Below are 21,057 nucleotides of genomic sequence, written 5' to 3'. Positions count from 1 at the left end.
GATTCGCTCAGTATTCGAGGTAGGTGGCGTAGTCGTAGTCCGCGTGCACACCGTCGGCACCGAGGTCCTGGACCCAGAGGCCGAGGAAGGCACCGGTGAAACCCCAGGCGGCCGGTTCGCCGTCGATGACGACGGCGGCGTGCTCGTCGGAGAGCACGGTGGCGTCGAACTCGGCCGGCAGGTCGTGCCAGGTGTCGTCGAGACCCCAGGCGAAGCGCAGTACCGGCCCGTCGAACGTGACCCGCAGCCCGACCCGGTCGACGGCACCGACATCGACGCCCAGGTCCGGGTGGGCGGTGAGTCGACCGCTGTCGCAGCTCAGCACCTCCAGCACCCGCCGACCGTCGTCGGCGCGGGTGAGGTAGGCGTAGTACCAGTTCGCGGTGTTGTAGTAGCCGGTGACGCCGGCGAGCTGGCGGTGGTCGGCCGGGTCGAACTCCACCACCGTCTCCAGCGAACAGCGCGTCGCACCGACCCGGCGGGCGACCAGGCTCGGTGTCTGCCGCCCGACCGGCGACTGGCCACCGAGGATCCGCAGGTGAGAGGGGCGACTGGACAGGTCGACCCAGTCCGGCGTCGCCGGACGGCGCAGGGTGGACCAGGCCGGCCCCAGCGAGTCGCCCTCGAAGTGGTCGGTCGCCGGTGACGCCGGCCAGGGGTGGGCGGGCAGGTCGGGTGCGGCGATCTCGTCGGCGGGGACACCGCCCGCGATCGCGGGCCAGCCGCCGACCGGCCACTCGACCCGCTGCAACGCCGTCTCCCGGCCGAGGACGCAGTTTCCCAGCGGGGTGTAGGGCCGCCCGACCAGGTGCGCCAGGTACCACTGCCCGGTCTGGGTCCGGACGAGGCTGCCGTGGCCCGCCTTCTGCAACCGCAGTTCCGGGCGCCCGACGGAGGTGAGCAGGGGCCCGGCCGGGTCGGCCAGGTACGGCCCGAACAGGGAACGGGAGCGGGCGACGCTGACCTGGTGTTCCCAGCTGGTGCCGCCCTCGGCGGTGACCAGGTAGTACCACCCGTCGTGCCGGTAGAGGTGCGGGCCCTCGGTGAGACCGGCCTCGGTGCCGTGGAAGATGAGCCGGGCGTCGCCGACGAGCCGGCGCTCGGTCCGGTCGTAACGCTGGATCTCGATGCCGCCGAAGCGGTCGCGCCCCGGCCGCCAGTCGGCGCTCATCGCCAGCAGCCAACTGCTGCCGTCGGCGTCGTGGAACAGCGAGGCGTCGAAGCCGTGGGCGTGCAGCGGGATCGGGTCGGACCAGGGGCCGTCGATCGCGGGCGCGGTGATCAGATAGTTCTGCGGGTCCCAGTAGCCACTGGCGAAGCTGGCGACGTCGCTGTAGACGAGGTGGAACAGTCCGTCGGCGTAGGACAGGTCGGGGGCCCAGACGCCGTTGGAGTCGCCGGCACCGCGCAGGTCCAGCAGACGCCGCTCAGTGATCACACCGCCCAGGGCCCGCCAGTGCACCAGGTCACGCGAGTGGTGCACCCGGACCCCCGGGTACCACTCGAACGTGGAGGTGGCCAGGTAGTAGTCGTCGCCCACCCGCAGGATGGACGGGTCCGGGTGGAAGCCACTGAGGATCGGGTTGCGGATCGAGCCGGCGGCCGTCGTGACGCTCGCGATGTCGGTCGACATAGTTCGTCCCCTCTGACGATCGTGCTTCCGGCGGTTGTCCGGAAGTTTCGCGCCAAGATGTCGAAATTCTCGCTCACGATAACCGCCAAAGTCGAGACACGACAGACCTTGACCGGCACCTTCGTGGCGTCGTAACGTGCCCGTCATCAATCGAAAATACCGGTCTCCTGCCGAAACTTCCGGGGCCGTTTACCCACCTCCCGCTGACTGATCGGCATCCGAGTACCTCGTACGTACCTCGAAGGGATGGCTCATGACGGCGCACCTCTCCCGCAGATCCCTGCTGGGCCTCGCCGGTGCCAGCGCCGGCGCGTTCCTGCTGGCCGGTTGCGGCAACGACGAATCCGCCGACCCGGACGCTCCGCAGACCATCAACTGGTGGCACATCCAGAACACCGAGCCGATGCTGCCCGTCTGGGCCGCGATGGCCAAGGAGTACGAGACCGCGCACACCAACGTGAAGGTGGCCATCCAGCCACTGGAGAACGAGGCGTTCAAGACCAAGCTCACCACCGCCACCCAGGCCGGCTCCCCGCCGGACCTGTTCCAGTCCTGGGGCGGTGGCGTACTGAAGCAGCAGATCGACGCCGGGTTGGTCAAGGACATCACCGAGGACGTCAAGCCGTGGATCGGCTCGCTGCTACCGGTGTCGGTGGAGCCGTACACGGTCGACGGAAAGATCTACGGCGTTCCGTTCGACGTCGGCATGGTCGGATTCTGGTACAACAAGGACCTCTTCAGCCGGGCCGGCGTCACCGCTGCGCCGGCGACGTGGAGCGAACTGCTCGGCGCCGTCGGCAAGATCAAGGCCGCCGGGATCACCCCGATCGCCCTGGCCGGCAAGGAGAAGTGGCCCGCCCACTTCTACTGGTCCTACCTGGTCATGCGGATCGGCGGACTGGAGGCGCTCAAGCGGGCCGGGACCGACCACAACTTCGACACCCCGGACTTCGTCGCCGCCGGAGCGCGACTGAAGGAACTCGTCGCCCTCTCGCCGTTCCAGAAGGACTTCCTCGCCGCCGAGTACGGCTCGCCGGACGGGCAGGCCGCCACCATGGGCAACGGCGGCGCGGCCATGGAACTGATGGGCCAGTGGGCGCCCGCCGTCCAGGCCTCCTCGTCGACCAGCAAGAAGGGGCTCGGCGACAAACTGGGCTTCTTCCCGTTCCCGTCGGTCGACGGCGGCAAGGGCACCTCGACCGAGGTGTTCGGCGGCGGCAACGGGTTCGCCGTCGGCAAGGACGCCCCGCCGGCCACCCTCGACTTCCTCAAGACCCTGCTCGAAGTGGCCAACCAGCGCAAGTCGGCGGCCACCGGCGCGGTGCTGCCGACCGTCAAGGACGCGGCGGACGCGATCGCCGACGCCAACAACAAGGTGGTCGCGTCGAGCCTGGCCGCGGCGACCGGCTTCCAGCTCTACCTGGACCAGGCGTACCCGCCCGCGGTCGGCCAGCAGGTCAACGACAGCATCGCGGAACTGGTGGCCGGGTCCAAGACACCCGAGCAGATCGTCAAGGACATCACCACGGTGGCGAAGAACCAGTAACGTGCCCCGCCCCCGGAATCCTCGTCACGACCAGCGAGTGGAGCAGGCAGGATGAACCGATCGGCCGGCACCGGCCTACGCACAGACGACGCGCCGGCCGAGCTTCCATCCGCACCGCCGGCGGCCACGCGACAGCGTGGCCGCCGGGCCCGGCCCAGGCTCGGCCGGCTGGGCACGATCGCCGTCTTCCTCGCCCCGGCCCTGGTGCTGTTCCTGCTCCTGGTGATCGTGCCGATCCTGGTGGCCGCCTACACCAGCCTGTTCAAGTGGAACGGCTTCAACCTGCCGGAGAACTTCGTCGGCGTGGACAACTTCACCCGGGCCGTCGAGGATCCGGTGTTCATGGGCGACCTGCGGCGCGGCCTGATCCTCGTCGCCCTGTCGCTGTTCGTCCAGCTTCCCGTGTCACTGGCCCTGGCCATGCTGCTCAACCAGCCCATTCGCGGGCGGGCGATCTACCGGCTCGTGTTCTTCGCCCCGTACGTGTTGTCCGAGGTGACCACGGCGGTGCTGTTCACCCTCGTCTTCTCGCCCAACCGGGGCCTGAGTACGACCGTCTTCGGCTGGTTCGGGGCCGCCGAACTCGGTGGCTCGGTCTTCGCCGACCCGGCCACCGTGCTCTATGCCCTGTTCTTCGTGATCTCCTGGAAGTACTTCGGCTTCTACATGATCCTCTACCTGGCCGGGCGGCAGGGCATCCCCAAGGAGCTGACCGAGGCCGCCACCACCGACGGCGCCAGTGCCTGGCAGGCGTTCCGGCACGTCACCCTGCCGCTGCTCGGACCGACGATCCGGATCAGCGTGTTCCTGTCCGTGATCGGCACCATCCAGCTCTTCGACATGGTGTGGGTGCTCACCGGCGGCGGCCCGATCCGCTCCTCCGAAACCCTGGCCGTGACGATGTTCCAGTACGGCTTCCGCCGCTTCGAGGTCGGTTACGCCAGTGCCATCAGCATCATCATGTTCCTGCTCAGCCTCGTCTTCGCCCTGCTCTACCAGCGCTACGTCCTGAGGCGCGACACCGAGGGCGCGCTCACCACCCGGGGGGTCCAGCGATGACCACGAGACAGCGGGCCAGCACCTCCGCCCGGCTGCGTCGACTGATCCTGCACGTCGTCTCGACGATCATCGGCGTGTGCATCGTCGTACCCATCGGGTTCGGGGTGCTCGGCGGGTTCAAGGACAACGGGCAGCTCTCCACCAACCCACTCGGACTGCCCGACCCGTGGGTGCCGGGGAACTACACCGCCATCCTCGCCTCCGGGGTGTTCTGGCGGCAGCTCGGCAACAGCACCCTGATCGCCGTGGCGACCGTGGTGATCGTGGTCGGTGCCTCGGCGATGGCCGCGTTCGTCTTCGCCCGGTTCGTCTTCCGGGGGCGGGAGTTCCTGTTCACCCTCTTCGCCGTCGGGCTGATGTTCCCGTTCACGGTGGCGATCCTGCCCCTGTTCATCCTGCTGCGCAGCATGGGACTGCTCGACAATCCACTGGGCGTCATCCTGCCCCAGGCCGCGTTCGGGCTGCCCGTCACGATCATCGTCCTGCGCTCGTTCTTCCGTACCATCCCCGGCGAGGTGGAGGAGGCGGCGACGCTGGACGGGTGCGGCCCGTTCGCGTTCTTCTGGCGCATCCTGTTGCCCATGGCCCGGCCCGCACTGGCCACCGTGTCGGTGCTCGCCGTCGTCGCGAGCTGGAACAACTTCATGCTCCCGCTGGTCGTCTTCACCGACCAGAACTGGTGGACCCTGCCCGTCGGGGTGCAGGCGTTCCAGGGCCAGTACGCCGACGACACCGCCCGGGTCCTGGCCTACGTGGTGCTGTCCATGGTTCCCGCCCTGGCCTTCTACGCCGTCGCCGAGCGGCAGCTCATCGGCGGTCTGGCCGGCAGTGTGAAGGGCTGAACCGGTCCCGGCCGGGCCGAAGAGGCCGACGCGACAGCGAACACGTGACGACTGAGAAGGAGCAACCTGCGTGGGCGACAACCGCAAGGTCACCATCGCGGCCATCGCCCGCGAGGTGGGCGTCTCCGTACCGACGGTTTCGCGGGTCATCAACGGTCGCTCCGACGTCTCGGCGGAGACCCGCGAACGGGTCGAGCAGGTCCTCAACCGCCACGGCTACCAGCGCCGACCCACGGCCGTACGGAGCACCGCCGGCCTGATCGACCTGGTCTTCAACGATCTCGACAGCCCCTGGGCGGTGGAGATCATCCGGGGGGTGGAGGACGTCGCGCACGCCGCCGACGTCGGCACCGTCGTCTCGGCGATCCACCGCAAGACATCGTCGGCCAAGCAGTGGCTCGACAACATGCGCGCCCGCACCACCGAGGGCGTCATCTTCGTGACCTCCGCACTGGAACCGCCGTTGCAGGCCGAACTGCGCCGCCTCAACATCCCCGTCGTGATCGTGGACCCCGGCGGCGTACCCACCCAGGGTGCGCCCACCATCGGCGCCGCCAACTGGACCGGCAGCCTGCGCGCGACCGAGTACCTGATCGGTCTCGGCCACCGGCGGATCGGCTTCATCGCCGGGCCGCCGCAGCTGCTGTGCAGCCGCACCCGGCTCGACGGTTACCGCACCGCGATGGAGGCCGCCGGCCTGCCCGTCGACGGCAAGCTCATCCGGCCCGGCAACTTCTACCACGAGGCCGGCTTCACCGGCGGCAGCCTGCTGCTGGAACTGCCCGACCCACCGACCGCCATCTTCGCCTCCAGCGACCAGATGGCGCTCGGTGTGTACGAGGCCATCCGCCGCCGTGGCCTGCGGGTCGCCGACGACGTCAGCGTCGTCGGCTTCGACGACCTGCCCGAGGTACGGTGGTGCTCGCCCCCGCTGACCACCGTCCGTCAGCCGCTGGCCGAGATGGGCCTGCTCGCCGCCCGTACCGTGCTCCGGCTGGCCCAGCGCGAGAAGATCGAGTCGCCACGGGTCGAACTCGCCACCGAGCTGGTGATCCGGGACAGCACCGCACCTCCGCGCCGCTGAGCCGCCGCGGGTCAGCGACCGTCGAGGGCGGCGACGAGCCACGGGCGCAGCACGCCCAGGACGGGGCCGGGCCGACCGGCCCCGATGTGGTCGAGCGCGTCCAGGATCCGGACGTCCCAGCCGAGGGTCGCCAACTCCGCCCGCCGTTCGCGCACCACGGCACCGACGTCCACCGGGATCCCGTCCTGGGTCGGGTCGGACGCGATCCCGTCCGCCCCGCCGACGAAGCAGAGCCGGGGGCAGGTGAGCTGGGACTGGATCGCCCGGTCGTCGAAGCCCCGCAACGACTCGTACAGCGTGACGAACTGCCGGGCCTGCGGTTCGGACGGCCAGCCGTCGCGCCGGCCGGCGACCACTGTCGCGTGTACCGTCACGGCGTCCCGCAGCGCCCGCTCGTACGGGCCGTCGACCGGGGTGAAGCCGCCCAGGACGAGCGCGCGGAGGCGGTGCGTACGGATCGCGAGTTGCAGGCCGCTCAGTGCCAGCCACGAGTAACCGTAGTAGGCGAACCGGTCGACCCCGGCGGCGTCGGCGATGGCGAGCAGGTCGCCGGCGATGTTGCCGGGCGTCAGGGTGTCCGGCCTCGGATGGCGCCGCAGGTGCCCCGCGTAGTCGAAGGCCACCACCCGGAACGAGTCGCGCAGACCGCCGACCAACGGGTTGTCGGCGACGGGATCGGTCGGCCCGTCCGGTGCCGCCACCGGCAGCAGTACGGCCGGACCCGAGCCGTGGACCGCCACCTCGATGGCGGTCCCGTCGTGCAGCCTCACCTCGGGCATGCCTAGCGTCCGAACGCGGTGAGGAACCGGTCCCGGAAGGAGTCCATCCGCCAGACCGGTGCCCCCCGACCCGGCTGGAGACCATCCTGCCAGCCCCAGCCGGAGATCCGGTCGAGCACGGCCGGATCGTGGGCGACGATCGTGATCGGCACGTCCCGGCTGGCGTTCTCGCCGGTGACGATCGGCGCCGGCTGGTGGTCGCCGAGGAACACGAGTACGAGGTTCTCGTCGCCGTACGTCTCCACATAGGAGATGAGGCTGTTCAGCGAGTATTCGATGGAACGCCGGTACTCGGTGCGTACCCGGGTGGGGTCGGGCCACACGTCGTCGGGCGACACGCCGGCCTTGGCGATCGGGTCGAAGACCGAGCCGTCGCCGAGCTCGTCCCAGCCGACCATCCGGGGAATGGGCGCCCACGGACCGTGGCTCGACACGAGCGGGATCTCCGCGAAGACCGGGGCGTGGTCGGGGTTGGCCCGCTCGAAGCGTTCGAAGGCGGACAGGGTGAACTGGTCGGGGACCGGGGCGTAGCTGAACTTCGGACCTCGGTAGCCGAGGTCGTCGACGCCGTAGACCCGGTCGTTGGCGAAGAACGCACCCTCCGGCCACGGTTGGGTCAGGGCCGGCATGACGGCGACCGTTCGCCAGTCCGCGCGGCGGAAGGCACCGCCCAGGGTCAGCCGGTCGCTGGCGAGCAGGTTGTCGTGGCGCTGCTGGTTGTCGATCCAGAGGCCGGACAGCAGCGTGGCGTGCGCCAGCCAGCTACCGCCGCCCGCCGTCGGCGAGGTGAGGAAGGCGCTGCGGGAGACGAACCCTGCCCCGTTCAGTCGCCGGTTGCCGGCGTCGAGCACCGCGCCGACCTGCGACGCCAGCTCCGGGTCCTCGACCGCGTCGCGCCCGTAGCTCTCGACGAACGCGAGCACCACGTCCTTACCACGCAGGCCGGTCAGGAGCTGGTCGCCGGGGGTGTCGCGGAAGGCGTCGACGGAAACCTCGGCGGCGAACGTGCTGCGGTCGCGCAGTCCCGCCCGTACCTGCACGGTGCGGTCGTAGGCGAGGTCGGCCGCGCCGGTGGCGGCGACCGGCAGGCCCGGCACGATCTGCGCGCCGAGTACGGCGCAGGTGACCCACACCGCGGTGAGTGCCGCGACGGTGCGGGTCGCGGTGGTCCGGTGCCGTACCAGGGGGTGGCTCAGGCGTACGACCGCCAGGGTCATCAGGACCAGCACGGCGACGACGAGCAGGACGAGCCCGATCGCGGCGCCGATCGCGCCGACCCGGCCGATCGAGTCGGTGAGGAACGACAGCGCGTCGTCGAGCAGGACCCAGTCGAGGACCAGGTCGAACGGCCGGTCGAGGACCTGGTAGAAGCCCATGTCGAGGACCTTCACGATGGTCAGCAGACCGAGGGCCGCCCCGACCACCGCGGCCACCACCCGCCTGGCCCGGCCGGGCAGGACGAGCAGGACGGCGACACCGACGAGTCCTTCGAGCGGGACGCGGACGAAGGCCACCGGCGTGAGACGACCGACCTGGTCCGGGGCGACGAGGGCGAACAGCACCAGCAGGACCGCCGCGGCCGTGGTCGCCCAGGCCAGGGCGCGACGCTTTCCGCGTACGGCGATCGGGTCCTGCGCCGTGACACCGGCGGCGGACGCGGTGTTGCCGGCGGGGTCACCCGGCGGGTTCTCCGCGCTGCCGTCGGGCGTCGTGTCCCGGCTGGTGGTCGAATCGTCGATCATGGTCGGATCGTCCTTCGTTCAGATCAGGGACAGGACGTGGCCGAGTCCCCGGGGACCGGTCTGCACCGGTGGTGGCAACAGGAACACGTGCAGTCCGGCGGCCACGGCGCCGGAGTCGGTGAGCGGGTTGTCGCCGACCATCAGGGTCCGTTCCGGACGGACCCGCATCCGGTCGCACGCGGTGCGGAACACCTCGACGGCGGGCTTGCAGACCCCCTGCTCGTACGACATCACGACGGTGTCCAGGTACGGCGAAAGGCCGAGCAACTCCATCGCGGGGCGCAGGTCGAAGCCGGTGTCGCTGACGATGCCGACCGGCAGCCCCCGCTCGCGCAGGGCCTTCAGGGTGGGCAGGGTGTCCGGGAACGCCTCCCACGATTGCGCGCTGACGGTGAGTGCGTACAGTTCCCCGCTCAGGCCGGGGGCCAGCCGCTCACACCCGGCCGAGGTGTAGAGCGCGGTCCACACCTCCCGGTGCCGGGCGTTCGACAGGTCCCGGCCCTTGGCCAGCTCCTCGGCCGTACTGCTGGTGTCGAGCACCCGCCGCCACACGCACGCGACCTCGTCCGGGTCGAGCGGGTCGACGCCGAGCCTGGCCGCCGCCCGGTGCAACAGCTTCTCGCCGCTGCCGGAGAGCCGGATCAGGGTGTCGCCCGCGTCGAACAGGACCGCCTCGAACTGACTCACGTCCGCTTCTCCTCGTTGCTCCGGCCCGATCTGTGTATGCACAGCATGCGGGCAGTGTCGTACCGGGTCGGCAGGGGCCACCGGGTGGCCCGGGGCGCGGGCGTCGCCGCGCGGCGATCGAACGACGGCAACCGCCGGGTCACGGCACCGGGTCGTGCAGGCGGTGGCTCCGACCGGCGGTCGCGCGCAGGACTCCGACCGGGCCGGTCCCGCGTACGGCGACGACGTGTGCCGGCAGTCCGCTGCCCGTCCGGATGGACGGTGCGACCCGTACCGACGGTTCGGGTCGGGGTCGCCGGTCGGGGGCGACGGGGTGGTGCCGCCACAGCCAGAGCACGTCCCGGCCGAACGACTCGACGAGCAGGGCCAGCGCCACCGCGACCGCGCCCACCGTCAGCGGCCGGGGCAGCAGGTCCGCCGCCGCGAGCAGCAGGACGATGCCCTGGGTGGCGGCGACGACCTTGCGCCAGTAGCGCGGGGGCAGCGTTCCCCGCATCCAAGGCAGCACCCAGATCGCCGCGACGAAGACGTACCGCATGCCGCCGATCGCGAGCGCCCAGCCGCCGACCGGTGCCACCGCGTAGACGCTCAGCACCAGCAGGAGGAACGCGTCGACCTCCATGTCGAACCGGGCGCCGAGCGCGGTGACGGTGCCGGTACGCCGGGCCACGTACCCGTCGACCGCGTCCAGTGCGAGCGCCACGGCGGTGAGGGTGACCAGCAACGTGACCGGGGTGGGTCGGCTGAACGAGTCCGCCGTCAACGCCGTCACGCCGCCGACGAGCGTCGCCCGGCCCAGGGTCACCCGGTCGGCCGGGCTCAACCGGTCCGCGCCCGAGTCGCGCAGACCGCGACCGAGCAGGACACACATGACGGCGCCGTAGACGCCTCCGGCCAGCCAGCCGGCGATGCCGAGACCGACTGTTCCGGCAAGGCCGGCGAGCAGGACAACCTGGACGATCAACCCAATTTTCGGACCGCTTTGAACCGTGCGCACCCTGCCTCCGTGTCTATCGTGTGTACGCCCTTGATAGGGAAACACGTAAAATGCGGCCGTTCGGTTCGACGGAGATTTCGGGAAGGAGGGTCCGGTGACGCGGGACGCACACGCCTTCTGGCTGCGCTCACCCGGTGCGGGCGAGATCCGACCGGTGACCCTGCCCGACCCCGGCGCGCAGGACGTTCTCGTCCGCACCCGGTTCTCCGGCATCAGTCGCGGCACCGAGACCCTGGTGTTCGCCGGTGGCGTGCCGACCAGCCAGTACGCGGCGATGCGGGCACCGTTCCAGGAGGGCGACTTCCCCGGCCCGGTGAAGTACGGCTACCTGAACGTGGGCGTCGTGCAGGAGGGTCCGGCGCGACTGCTCGGGCGTACCGTGTTCTGCCTCTACCCGCACCAGAGCGCGTACGTCGTCCCGGCCTCCGCCGTGGTCGCCGTACCCGATGGGGTTCCGCCGGCACGGGCGGTGCTGGCCGGAACCGTGGAAACCGCCGTGAACGCGCTGTGGGACGCCGCGCCGCTGGTCGGTGACCGGATCACGGTGGTCGGTGCCGGAATGGTCGGTTGCTGCGTCGCCGCCCTGCTCGCCCGGTTTCCCGGCGTCCGGGTCGAGTTGGTCGACGCCGATCCGAGCCGGGCCGGGGTCGCCTCGGCGCTGGGCGTCGAGTTCGCGCTGCCGGCCGACGCCACCGCCGGGCGCGACCTGGTGGTGCACGCGAGCGCGTCGTCGGCCGGGCTCCAACAGTCGCTGGACCTGCTCGTTGCCGAGGGTACGGTCCTCGACCTGAGCTGGTACGGCGACCGGGTGGTGAACCTGTCGTTGGGCGGGGCGTTCCACTCCGGCCGGCTGACCATCCGCAGCAGCCAGGTGGGCCTGGTGTCACCGGCCCGACGGGCGAGCCGGACCTACGCCGACCGCCTGGCGCTGGCCCTGGACCTGCTCCGCGATCCCGCGTTCGACGCGCTGCTCACCGGCACCTCCCGGTTCGACGAGCTGCCCGACGTGCTGCCCCGACTGACCGCGGGCACCCTGCCCGCGCTGTGCCACCTCATCACCTACGGAGAGTGACCCCTTGTTCAGCGTAACCGTCCGCGACCACATCATGATCGCCCACAGTTTCCGGGGCGAGGTCTTCGGACCCGCCCGACGGCTGCACGGGGCGACGTTCGTCGTCGACGCGACGTTCCGCCGGGCCGCCCTCGACGCCGACAACATAGTTGTCGACATCGGGCTCGCCAGCCAGGAGCTGAACGCCGTACTCGCCCGGCTGAACTACCGCAACCTGGACGACGAGGCCGACTTCGCCGGGATCAACACCTCCACCGAGGCCCTCGCCCAGATCATCGCCGACCGGCTCGCCGACCGGGTGCACGACGGTGCCCTCGGCGAGGGCGCCCGCGGCCTGGACGGCATCTCGGTCACCCTGCACGAGTCGCACATCGCCTGGGCGAGCTACGAGCGGTCCCTGTGACCGCAGCCGACAACGGCCTCCGGTCGGTGCACGTGGTGCTGCCCAACGACATCGACGACCCCACCGACCCCAGTGGCGGCAACGGCTACGACCGCCGGATCTGCGCCGGCCTCGCCGCGACCGGGTGGTCGGTGCACGAGCACGCCGTACGGGGAGCCTGGCCCCGGCCCGGTGACGTCGAGCGGGCCGACCTCGCCCGCGTACTCGGCGCGCTGCCCGACGACGCGGTGGTCCTGCTCGACGGTCTGGTCGCGTCGGCCGTACCGGACGTGCTGGTGCCGCAGGCCGGACGGCTGCGCCTGGTCGTCCTGGTCCACCTGCCGCTGGGTGAGGACTCGGTGGCGGCGCGGTCCGGCGAGGGCGCGGCCCTGGCCGCCGCGACCGCCGTCGTCACCACCAGCGAGTGGACCCGGCGTCGGCTGATCGACCTGTACGGGCTGCCCACCGACCGGATCCACGTCGCCGCCCCCGGCGTGGACGACGCGCCCGTGGCAGCCGGATCGGCCGGCGGCTCGGAACTGCTCTGCGTCGCCGCCGTCACCCCGCACAAGGGACACGACGTGCTGACATCCGCCCTGGCGGCAGTAGCCGACCTGCGATGGAACTGCGTCTGCGTCGGCCCGCTCACCCGCGACCCGGACTTCGTCGACCGCGTCGGTCGGCAGGTCACCGGGTCCGGACTGGCCGACCGGATGCGCCTCGTCGGCCCACGTACCGGCGAGGCGCTCGACGCCGCGTACGCCGCCGCCGACCTGCTGGTGCTGGCGTCGCGCGGCGAAACGTACGGCATGGTGGTCACCGAGGCGCTGGCGCGCGGAATCCCGGTCCTGGCGACCGCGACGAACGGGCTGCCCGAGGCACTGGGCCGGGCACCGGACGGCAGCCTGCCCGGCATCCTGGTCCCGCCCGACGACCCGGCCGCCCTGGCCGGGGCACTGCGCCGGTGGCTCGGCGACGCCGACCTGCGCGACCGGCTGCGGCGCTCCGCCGGTGGCCGCCGCGACACCCTGACCGGCTGGGCGGTCACCGCCGCGCTGGTGGCGGACGTGCTGGCCGCCGTACCGACGACGGTGGGGAGGCCGGCATGACCGAGGAGGTCGGTCGCGTCAGCGCGGCCTGGCTCGGACTCCGGGAGCCCGCCGACGCGGCCGCCCGCGCGGCGGAACTCGTCGAACCGGTCCGCCGCCACCTGGCCGGCAGCCCGCTCACCGTCGTGCACGACCTCGGCACCGGCACCGGGTCGATGGGCCGCTGGCTGGCGCCCCGGATACCCGGACCACAGCACTGGATCATGTACGACCGGGACCCCGAACTGCTGGCACACGCCAGGACCGAGATGACCGACACGGCCGCCGACGGCGCACCGGTCACCGTCGAGACCCGGCAGCGGGACATCACCCGGCTGACCGCCGCCGACCTCGCCGACGCCTCCCTGGTCACCGCGTCGGCCCTGCTCGACATGCTGACCGCCGAGGAGATCGAGCGGATCGTGGCGGCCTGCGCCGGCGCCGGCTGCCCGACCCTGCTGACGATCTCGGTGATCGGCCGGGTAGCGCTCACCCCGCCCGACCCGCTGGACGCCGAGGTACGTGATGCGTTCAACGCCCACCAGCGGCGGACCGCCGACGGCCGGAAGCTGCTCGGACCGGACGCCGTGGACGCCACCGTCGAGGCGTTCGGCCGACACGGGGTCGACGTCACGGTGCGGTCCAGCCACTGGCGGCTCGGCGCGGACCGGGCAGACCTGACCGCCGAGTGGTTCGACGGCTGGCTCGGCGCGGCGTGCGAGCAGCGGCCGGAGCTGACCGGCCCGGCGGCGGCGTACGCGGGTCGCCGGCTCGCCCAGGCGGCGGCCGGTGAACTCGGTGTCGTGGTCGAGCACAACGACCTTCTCGCCAACTGTGAATGAACCTTTGACCGCCGCGGTACGTGTACCCGAGAAGAAAATCTTCGAGGGAGGCTGCGGGTGAACTGGGCCCTGGTACGCACGGTGAGTGGCGTGGGCATCCTCGCCGTACTGCTGTGGTGGCTGGGCACCGGCCCGTTCCTCGATGGGCTTCGCCTGATCGACGGGTGGGCACTCGCGGCGGCGCTCGGCATCGGCGCGCTGACCACCGTCTGCTGCGCCTGGCGGTGGAGCCTGATCGCGGACGGGCTCGGTGTCCGGTTGCCACTGCGTACGGCCGTGGCCCACTGCTACCGGGCGGTGTTCCTGAACTCGACCCTGCCCGGCGGGGTGCTCGGTGACGTGCACCGGGCGGTGCGCCACGGGCGGGACACCGGTGACGTCGGCCGTGGCATCCGCGCCGTGGTGTGGGAGCGGACCGCCGGACAGGTCGTCCAGGCCGGAATCGCACTGGCCATCCTGCTCGTGCTTCCGTCGCCGGTGCGGCCGTACCTGCCCGCCGCGACCGCGCTGCTGGTGGCCGGCGGGCTCGCCGCCGTACTGGTCGCGCGGGCGCTGCCTCGGGGCGGTGCGTCGCGCTGGGCGCGGGCGCTACGCGCCACCGAGGCCGACATCCGCGACGGCCTGCTCGCCCGGGGCAAGTGGGTGGGGGTGTTGGTCGCCTCCACCGTCGTCGTCGCCGGTCACCTGGCCACGTTCCTGGTCGCGGCCCGGACCGCGGGCGCGACCGCACCGCTGTCGCAGCTGGTCCCGCTGACGCTGCTGGCGCTGCTGGCGATGGGGGTGCCGGCGAACGTCGCCGGCTTCGGGCCACGGGAGGGGGTGGCCGCGTGGGCGTTCGGCGCCGCCGGCCTCACCGCGTCCCAGGGCATCGCCACCGCGATGGTGTACGGGGTGCTGGTGCTCGTCGCGAGCCTGCCCGGCGCCGCCGTACTGCTGGTCCGGCGGATCCGGGTGCCGGCCGCCGGCTCGACGAAGGAGAACAATGCTCGAAGCACTGCCCGTCGCGACGGTTCGGACGCAGGTCACGGTACCGCTCCGGTTCCCCGACGGATTCACCACGACCGCGCGGGTGTTCTCGTTCGACGGGCTGGTTGACGGCCGGGAACATCTCGCGTTCGCTCTGGGCGACTGGGCCGGGGCACTCGACCGACAGCACACCGACGGACCCGTACCGCTGGTCCGGCCGCACAGCGAGTGCCTGACCGGCGACGTGTTCGGCAGCGAGCGGTGCGACTGCGGCCCGCAGCTGCGCGAGGGGGTCGAACGCATCGCCTCGGCCGGCGGCTTCCTGCTCTACCTGCGCCAGGAGGGGCGCGGCATCGGCCTCTACGCCAAGCTCGACGCGTACGCGCTACAGGACACCGGCCTGGACACCTACGAGGCCAACGTCGCGCTCGGCCACGCCGAGGACGAGCGCGACTACGCCGCCGCCGCCCAGATGCTGGCCACCCTGGGTGCGGAGCGCGTCGCCCTGCTGACCAACAACCCGGACAAGGCCGAGCAGCTCGGCCGGTTGGGGCTGGCGGTGACAGAGTGTGTACCGACCGGGGTGTACCTGTCCCCCGCCAACGCCGCCTACCTGGCGGCGAAGGCCGGCCGGGCCGTCCGTACCCCGGACTTTCCCCTGGTCCGGTGACCGACTCGGGCCGCCGTGGTCACTGTGGTCGGCCCGGCAGCAGGAGGTGGGCGTTGACCGTACGGACCTCGTCGGCGAGGTCGGGCAGCTCGACCACCTCGACTCCCTCGCCCCGGAGCAGTTCGACGGCGTGACAGTCGGCCAGCAACGGCGGTTCCCGCAGCGCGAACACGACCCGCCTGATGCCGGCGGCGAGGATGAGCTGGGTGCAGGTCCGGGGGCGGGACCGGCGTTCACTGCACGGCTCCAGCGAGCTGTAGATCGTCGCACCGGAGAGGTCCACGCCGACGAGTTTGGCCAGGGCGGACTCCTCGGCGTGGACCTGGGTGTCGGTCTCCCGGCTGAACCCGGTGGCCAACGCCGCCCCGGCGCGGTCGACCACCACCGCACCGACGGCGTACGCGAAGCTGACCGGCGGGCTGTGGTACGACAGCGTGATCGCGGCGGTCAGCCAGTGCCGGTCACGATCGGTCACGCCGCACCGCACCGGTCGGACAGGGCATAGCGCAGCAGCACGACGTCGCCGATCTGGCGGACCTCGGCCAGCCGGGCGCGGCTCCCCGGATGCCACGGGAACTGCCCGTCGCCGACAAAACGCGGAGCCCGGCAGTCGCCGACGAAGAACGGGGCGATCACCAGGTGCAGTTCGTCGGCCAGCCCGGCGGTGAGGAACTGGGTGTGCATCGTGCCGCCGCCCTCGACCACGAGTCGGCGTACGCCACGGGCGGCGAGGTCGGCCAGCGTCCGCTCCGGTGTGACCGGTTCGCCGCCGTCGACCACGGTCGCGCAGTCACCGAGACGCGCCCGGATCTTCTCCACCGAGGGCGACGCGCAGTACACGAGCTTGTCGGTGTCGCCGGTGGTGAAGAACCGGGCGGCCGGGTCGAGGTCGCCCCGGCCGACCATGGTGACCTTCGTCGGCGACGCGGTCAGGCCACGGGCCACCCGAGCGTCCCGGCGCTGCGGCGAGCGCACCAGCAGCCGCGGGTTGTCCAGCCGGATCGTGTTGGCGCCGACCAGGATCGCGTCGCAGTCGGCGCGTACCGCGTCGACCCGGTCGAAGTCCTCGTCGTTGGAGAGCAACAGCCGCTGGTCGGTCGCGTCGTCGAGATAGCCGTCGATCGAGGTGGCGCAACTGAGCAGTACGTAGGGTCGCTCGCCCACCGGTGACTCCCCGTTCGGATCCCCCGACATCAGCCGGCGACCGCAATCCAGGTGGCCCGAGCACGGGCGAGTTCGGCACCGTCCGGGGCGTACAGGGTGGTGTACACGAGGGCCTTGCGCCCCTGCGTCGCGGCCAGCGCCCCCACCACCACGCACCGGTCACCCGGTACGGGCAGCCGACCGATCCGTACGGCGATCCGCCCGAGCAGGTACGGTCGGCCGGTGGCGATGATCGCCCAGCCACCGGGGCAGTCGAGCGCGGCCCAGAGCAGCTCCGGCGTCACGTCGTCGGGGACCGTCCACGGCGCGGCGGTCGTGCCGTCCGCCACCGGGCCGGGGAAGATCCGCAGACCGTCGGTGCGCTGCGGCCCGCAGACGTAGCAGGTGGGGAACGGATGGTCGGTGAACCCGGCGTACGCGTCGCTGGCGCGCAGCGCGTCGGCGTACCCGATCGGCGGGACCACCGTGTCGACGCCACCGGTCGGCGCGACCTCGGCCACGACGGCGCCGTCGGAGGTCCGGACCTGCCCCTGCGCCGCCACCAGCGGTGTGTCCAGTGGCGGCGGCATACGCAGCGTGACCTCGTACGGGCCGCCGCCGGCAAAGATCCCGGCGCTGTAGCCGCCGTTCCCCGAGCCGGGTGGCCCGTTGAAGCGTCCAGGGATGATCATCGGTCCACCCTTCCACCTGACGGCCGGCACGCCTCCCGCCTCGCGCCGGCGTGGCCGGTCGGGTCGCCTGCGTCCGCCCGCCGTGGCGACTCGGCCGGTGACGGCACCGGAGCCGGTCGGCCGGTCGGCCTGCCGGTGACGATACCGCCTGCCTCGGCGGCGGCCGTCGACCGGCTTCCGACCACCGCCGGCGGTCGACGCGTCGAGGTCGCGGCTCGGCCTTCCCGGTTGGGTGGGCGGCGATGCGGAGGCGGCCGGTGGACGGGTCGGTGCGGGTGACGCAGGTGCGGCGGTGCCCACCGGGTGAGGTACGACCCCGACCGGTGGGCACCGGTGGTCAGAGTTGCGCGCCGAGGTTGGGGTAGGCGGTCGGTCGGAGGAAGGTGGAACCGCGGATGCCGCCGTCGGGGTCACGTGGTCCGGTGATCACCGCCGGGTCGGTGCTGGCGAGGTCGGCCGCGCTCCAGGTGCTCTTGATGTCCCAGGAGTTGCCGCTGCCGGTCGACGTACCGAGGGAGACACCGGCCCCGTTGGCGACGGCCAGGTTGGCGGTGAGTACGGAGGTCGAGTTGGCGAACTTGAAGCCGCCGTCGCCGTTGCGCCAGGCGGTGTTGCGTTCGACCCGGATGGAACCCGGGTTTCCGTTGTCGATGAAGCCGCCCTGGGCGTTGTCGAAGGCGATGCTGTTGCGGATGGTGTGGTTCGCCGGTGGGTCGGGGTCGCCACCGCCCATCTTGAAGCCGTTGCCGTCACCGGCGAAGTCCGGGAAACCCCACCGGTCGACACCGTTGCCCCAGGCGACGGAATTCTCGATCAGGATCGGCGAGGTGAACAGCCAGGCGTCGAAGCCGTCGTCCACGTTGTTCCACAGTCGGGCGCCACGGACCACGTTGCCGCTGCCACCGCCCTCCTTGATTGCCAGGCCGTCGGCGCTCTCACCGTTCTTGCGCGGGTCGCGGTTGCCGTAGCTGTCCAGGTTGAGCACCTGGTTGTTGCTGGCCGCACCCTGGATCTGTAGACCGGACTCGTAGTTGTCGCGGGTGACGAGCCGCTCGAAGATGTTGTTGTTGCAGTCGCGACAGAAAATGGCGTACGGGCCGTGCACGATCTCCAGGTCCCGGATCCGCCAGTAGTCCGCCTCCATGTGCAGCAGCCCGCGTTCGGCGTTCGGGATGCTGCCGCCCAGTGGTGCCGGGGTGTGCGGCAGGTTCTCGCCGTCGAGAATCACCTTCTCGCCGTTGTGGCTGGTGATCGTGTACGGGTTGGCGGCGGTCCCGTCCTTCATGATCTGCACGTTGGTGCTGAACTGGTAGGTGCCGCCGCGCAGCGCGATGGTGCTGCCCGGCGTGGCGAGGCTGACCGCTGCGCCCAGCGTCGCCAGCGGGGCGGCGAGGGTGCCCGGATTGGCGTCGTTGCCGTTCGGCGCCACGATCAGCGAGTTCGTCGGCGGCTGGCTCGTCGGCGGTGGCGGGGTCGGTGTGCGGGTGGGCGTCGGTGACACGGTGGCACTCGGAGTCGGGCTCGGGTTCGTCGTACCGGAGTCGCTGACCGTCACGTCGTCGAACGACGCCGTGGCGTAGAGGGTTTGCAGGCCGATCCGGCCGGTGGCCGCGACACCGCTGGTCCCCGAGCCGATCACGACGCCGTCGACCGTGCCGGTGACGGTGCTGCCGGACACCGTCACCGAGAGGGTGTACCAGGTTCCGGGCGACACCGTACGCGCGGCTTCGGCGAGGACCGTCACCGAGCCGCCGTTGACCACCTGGAGTTGGACCCGGTTGCCGGGCAGCAACGCCAGCCGGTAGAAGGTGGTGGAGCTCCGGGCGCGGGCGAGCAGCCCGACGAGACCGTCCGGCCCGAACGCGGTGGGCCTGACCCGGGCGGTGACGGTGTACGCCGTCCAACCGGTCGATCCGGCGAACTCGCGGGCGTTGCCGCTGCCGACGTTGCTCTGTTGCAACGCCCTGGACCCGTCGGTCACCACCGCCCAGGTCCCACCGGACTTCGACCATCCGTCGGCGTTGCCGTCCTCGAAGGTGTCACCGAACAGCGTGGCGGCGTACGCCAGCTGACCGGACATCATCGCCGCCACGCTGAAGAGTGCCACCGCGCCGGCGACCCACTGCCAGCGTCGGCGCCCCGATCGCGAGACGTTCTGTCGATCCATTCCAAAACCTCCGAACGGTACGGTCATCGGTCCCCGGTGTGGGGGGCGCTCCCGGGCACGGTGGCGGTGGCCCGTCGCCGGCCGACGGGACGGGCCAGCGCCACCGGCCGGGGATCGGCTAGCGGTAGGTGATGTCGGAGCTGGTGTAGATGCAGTTGACGCCGTCCGCGCCCTCGCCGATCAGGACGGGTTCGTTGCCGCTGGACACGCCGCGGTACTTCTGGCAGACGGTGGCGTCGCCGTAGATGGTGATCCGGGTGAAGCGCGCGGTGTCGCCCCAGTTGGTGTTGATCCCGGCGATGGCGTCGGCGTTGCGTACGGTCACGTTGTCCATCACGACGTGCCGCTCGTACGAGGTGGAGCAGTTGCCGCAGCCGCGGTAGAGCTTGCCGATGTTCTCGGCGTAGAAGCCGGTGATGTGGACGGTGCCGGAACCGTTGTGCTGGAACACCTTGTCCGACGCGGCGCGGGCACCGCCGCCGATGACGTTGTAGGTGCTGCCGCCGCGGAAGGTGGCGGCGTCCTCGCCCACGTCCTCCCACCAGACGTTGCGGATGGTGCAGTTGCCCTCGCAGTGGATGCCGTCACCGGCGGGCGCACCGAGGATGACGTTCTGGATGGTGGCGCCGGCGGCGAGCGTGAAGACGGGATCCTGGCTCTCGCCCTGGCCGCCGTCACCGATGCAGCAGTAGCGGCGCATGCCGCCGTCGAAGGTACCGGTGACCTGGATGGTGCCGTTGTTGACCGGCGCGTTGCCGGTCGGTGTCGGCCAGGTCGTGGTGGGTGGCGGCGCCGTGGTGGTGGGAGTGGGGGTGGGCGGGTTGTTCGGCGTCGTCGTCGGATTCGCCGTCGGCGGGGTGGTGCCCGACGTCGTCACGGACACGTCGTCGAACGCGGCGGTCGCGTACGCCGTCTGGAGGCCGATGCGGCCGCTGCCGGACACCTCGCTGGTTGCCTGCGCGATCTGGGCCCCGTCCACCGTCGCCCGTACGGTCGAGCCGTTGACCTCGATCGCGAGCGCGTACCAGGAGCCGACCGCGACCGTACGGGAGACGCCGCCGAGGACGGTCACGGTGCTGCCCTTGACGGCCTGGAGTTGCACCTGGTTGCCGGGCAGCAGGGCGAGCCGGTAGAACGTGGTGGACCCACTGGCTCGGGCCAGCAGCCCGGCGTGGCCGCCCGAGCCGAGGCTCAGCGGCTTGACCCGGGCCTGCACGGTGTAGGCCGTCCAACTGGTCGTACCGGCGAACAGCCGGGCGTTCTCACTGCCGGCGTTGGTCTGGCGCACCGTCTGGGAACCGTCCGCGACGACCGTCCAGGTGCCGCCCGACTTGGACCAGTCGCTGGTGTTGCCGTCCTCGAAGTCGTCACCGAAGACGGTCGCGGCCTGCGCGGTGTGGCCGAAGCCGATGGTACCGACGACCAACGCCGCGACCGCGCCGGTGACCAGCGACCACCGACCCCATCGTCGGCGGGCCGAGGAACGAGAGAACATGGGAAGCCTCCAAGGTGGGACGGGGGTGGGGTCCACGCACATGCGGCGCACGGCGCTCAGCACCCGAGAGCCTGGTCGCCACTGGGTCGGTGACGTCGGGAGCCGCCATCAGGAAAGCGCGTTCCCGGAACACCTGCAAGATCACGTTTTGAATCTTCGCGCCCTGCGCGC

The 21,057-nt window shown here is 71.5% G+C and carries 19 protein-coding genes and 1 pseudogene; 10 read left to right on the top strand and 10 right to left on the bottom strand.

All coding sequences use genetic code 11. The features are described from left to right. Positions 1 to 7: 7 nt before the first annotated feature. Complete coding sequence (locus OG792_RS15185) at positions 8 to 1,633, bottom strand: glycoside hydrolase family 43 protein (RefSeq protein WP_329110256.1); 1,626 nt, start codon at positions 1,631 to 1,633, stop codon at positions 8 to 10. Positions 1,634 to 1,886: 253 nt separating this feature from the next. Here OG792_RS15185 and OG792_RS15180 point away from each other — a divergent pair, with 253 nt between their 5' ends. The 4 genes from OG792_RS15180 to OG792_RS15165 all read left to right on the top strand — a co-directional run bounded on the left by OG792_RS15180 (position 1,887) and on the right by OG792_RS15165 (position 6,164). Then, complete coding sequence (locus tag OG792_RS15180) at positions 1,887 to 3,179, top strand: extracellular solute-binding protein (protein WP_329110255.1); 1,293 nt, start codon at positions 1,887 to 1,889, stop codon at positions 3,177 to 3,179. A 51-nt stretch (positions 3,180 to 3,230) separates the two neighbouring features. Continuing rightward, the gene (locus tag OG792_RS15175; protein WP_329110254.1) at positions 3,231 to 4,238 is read left to right on the top strand and encodes a carbohydrate ABC transporter permease; all 1,008 of its coding nucleotides are present in this window, start codon (positions 3,231 to 3,233) and stop codon (positions 4,236 to 4,238) included. Further along, positions 4,235 to 5,080 (top strand): carbohydrate ABC transporter permease, encoded by an 846-nt coding sequence (locus OG792_RS15170; RefSeq protein ID WP_329110253.1) that lies wholly within the window; start codon positions 4,235 to 4,237, stop codon positions 5,078 to 5,080. Before OG792_RS15175 ends, OG792_RS15170 begins: the two co-directional genes overlap by 4 nt. 70 nt (positions 5,081 to 5,150) lie before the next feature. Continuing rightward, on the top strand, positions 5,151 to 6,164 hold the full coding sequence (locus OG792_RS15165; protein WP_329110252.1) for a LacI family DNA-binding transcriptional regulator: 1,014 nt from the start codon (positions 5,151 to 5,153) through the stop codon (positions 6,162 to 6,164). 11 nt (positions 6,165 to 6,175) lie between these two features. Here OG792_RS15165 and OG792_RS15160 read toward each other — a convergent pair whose 3' ends face one another. The 4 genes from OG792_RS15160 to OG792_RS15145 all read right to left on the bottom strand — a co-directional run bounded on the left by OG792_RS15160 (position 6,176) and on the right by OG792_RS15145 (position 10,369). Then, positions 6,176 to 6,943, bottom strand: coding sequence for an alpha/beta fold hydrolase (locus OG792_RS15160; protein ID WP_329110251.1), 768 nt, complete (start codon positions 6,941 to 6,943; stop codon positions 6,176 to 6,178). A 2-nt stretch (positions 6,944 to 6,945) separates the two neighbouring features. Beyond that, positions 6,946 to 8,685, bottom strand: coding sequence for a sulfatase (locus OG792_RS15155; protein ID WP_329110250.1), 1,740 nt, complete (start codon positions 8,683 to 8,685; stop codon positions 6,946 to 6,948). Positions 8,686 to 8,703: 18 nt separating this feature from the next. Then, positions 8,704 to 9,372 carry an HAD family hydrolase gene (locus OG792_RS15150; RefSeq protein WP_329110249.1) on the bottom strand — a complete coding sequence of 223 codons (669 nt, stop codon included), beginning with the start codon at positions 9,370 to 9,372 and terminating at the stop codon, positions 8,704 to 8,706. Positions 9,373 to 9,511: 139 nt separating this feature from the next. After that, positions 9,512 to 10,369, bottom strand: a complete 858-nt coding sequence (locus tag OG792_RS15145; protein ID WP_442932419.1) for a CDP-alcohol phosphatidyltransferase family protein — start codon at positions 10,367 to 10,369, stop codon at positions 9,512 to 9,514. A gap of 94 nt (positions 10,370 to 10,463) precedes the next feature. On the opposite strand from OG792_RS15145, the gene OG792_RS15140 reads away from it, so the two are divergent. The 6 genes and pseudogenes from OG792_RS15140 (at position 10,464) to OG792_RS15115 (ending at position 15,389) form a co-directional block, all read left to right on the top strand. Then, positions 10,464 to 11,441: a zinc-dependent alcohol dehydrogenase gene (locus tag OG792_RS15140; RefSeq protein WP_329110248.1), complete on the top strand. Its 978-nt coding sequence runs from the start codon at positions 10,464 to 10,466 to the stop codon at positions 11,439 to 11,441. 4 nt (positions 11,442 to 11,445) lie between these two features. Next, on the top strand, positions 11,446 to 11,844 hold the full coding sequence (locus tag OG792_RS15135; protein WP_329110247.1) for a 6-pyruvoyl trahydropterin synthase family protein: 399 nt from the start codon (positions 11,446 to 11,448) through the stop codon (positions 11,842 to 11,844). Further along, the gene (locus OG792_RS15130) at positions 11,841 to 12,932 is read left to right on the top strand and encodes a glycosyltransferase family 4 protein (RefSeq protein ID WP_329110245.1); all 1,092 of its coding nucleotides are present in this window, start codon (positions 11,841 to 11,843) and stop codon (positions 12,930 to 12,932) included. The genes OG792_RS15135 and OG792_RS15130 overlap by 4 nt, the downstream gene beginning before the upstream one ends. Continuing rightward, on the top strand, positions 12,929 to 13,753 hold the full coding sequence (locus OG792_RS15125; protein WP_329110244.1) for a class I SAM-dependent methyltransferase: 825 nt from the start codon (positions 12,929 to 12,931) through the stop codon (positions 13,751 to 13,753). Before OG792_RS15130 ends, OG792_RS15125 begins: the two co-directional genes overlap by 4 nt. Positions 13,754 to 13,804: 51 nt before the next feature. Further along, positions 13,805 to 14,713, top strand: a pseudogene (locus OG792_RS15120) (lysylphosphatidylglycerol synthase transmembrane domain-containing protein); the annotation flags it as partial. Between the two features lie 22 nt (positions 14,714 to 14,735). Next, positions 14,736 to 15,389, top strand: coding sequence for a GTP cyclohydrolase II (locus OG792_RS15115; protein WP_329110241.1), 654 nt, complete (start codon positions 14,736 to 14,738; stop codon positions 15,387 to 15,389). Positions 15,390 to 15,408: 19 nt separating this feature from the next. Here OG792_RS15115 and OG792_RS15110 read toward each other — a convergent pair whose 3' ends face one another. The 5 genes from OG792_RS15110 to OG792_RS15090 form a co-directional block, all read right to left on the bottom strand. Further along, positions 15,409 to 15,864: a dCMP deaminase gene (locus OG792_RS15110; RefSeq protein ID WP_329110240.1), complete on the bottom strand. Its 456-nt coding sequence runs from the start codon at positions 15,862 to 15,864 to the stop codon at positions 15,409 to 15,411. Continuing rightward, positions 15,861 to 16,553, bottom strand: coding sequence for a RibD family protein (locus OG792_RS15105; RefSeq protein WP_329110239.1), 693 nt, complete (start codon positions 16,551 to 16,553; stop codon positions 15,861 to 15,863). Before OG792_RS15105 ends, OG792_RS15110 begins: the two co-directional genes overlap by 4 nt. A gap of 29 nt (positions 16,554 to 16,582) precedes the next feature. Next, positions 16,583 to 17,224, bottom strand: a complete 642-nt coding sequence (locus OG792_RS15100; protein WP_329110238.1) for a hypothetical protein — start codon at positions 17,222 to 17,224, stop codon at positions 16,583 to 16,585. A 337-nt stretch (positions 17,225 to 17,561) separates the two neighbouring features. Then, a complete protein-coding gene (locus OG792_RS15095; protein ID WP_329110237.1) occupies positions 17,562 to 19,391 on the bottom strand; it encodes a right-handed parallel beta-helix repeat-containing protein in 1,830 nt (609 codons plus the stop codon). Positions 19,392 to 19,509: 118 nt separating this feature from the next. Then, positions 19,510 to 20,886 carry a pectate lyase gene (locus OG792_RS15090; protein WP_329110236.1) on the bottom strand — a complete coding sequence of 459 codons (1,377 nt, stop codon included), beginning with the start codon at positions 20,884 to 20,886 and terminating at the stop codon, positions 19,510 to 19,512. Positions 20,887 to 21,057 lie beyond the last annotated feature (171 nt).

Source organism: Micromonospora sp. NBC_01699, assembly GCF_036250065.1.
Lineage (GTDB): Bacteria > Actinomycetota > Actinomycetes > Mycobacteriales > Micromonosporaceae > Micromonospora_G.
Note: the sequence above shows the minus strand (reverse complement) of the source record. Positions and strands in the feature narration are given on the sequence as shown.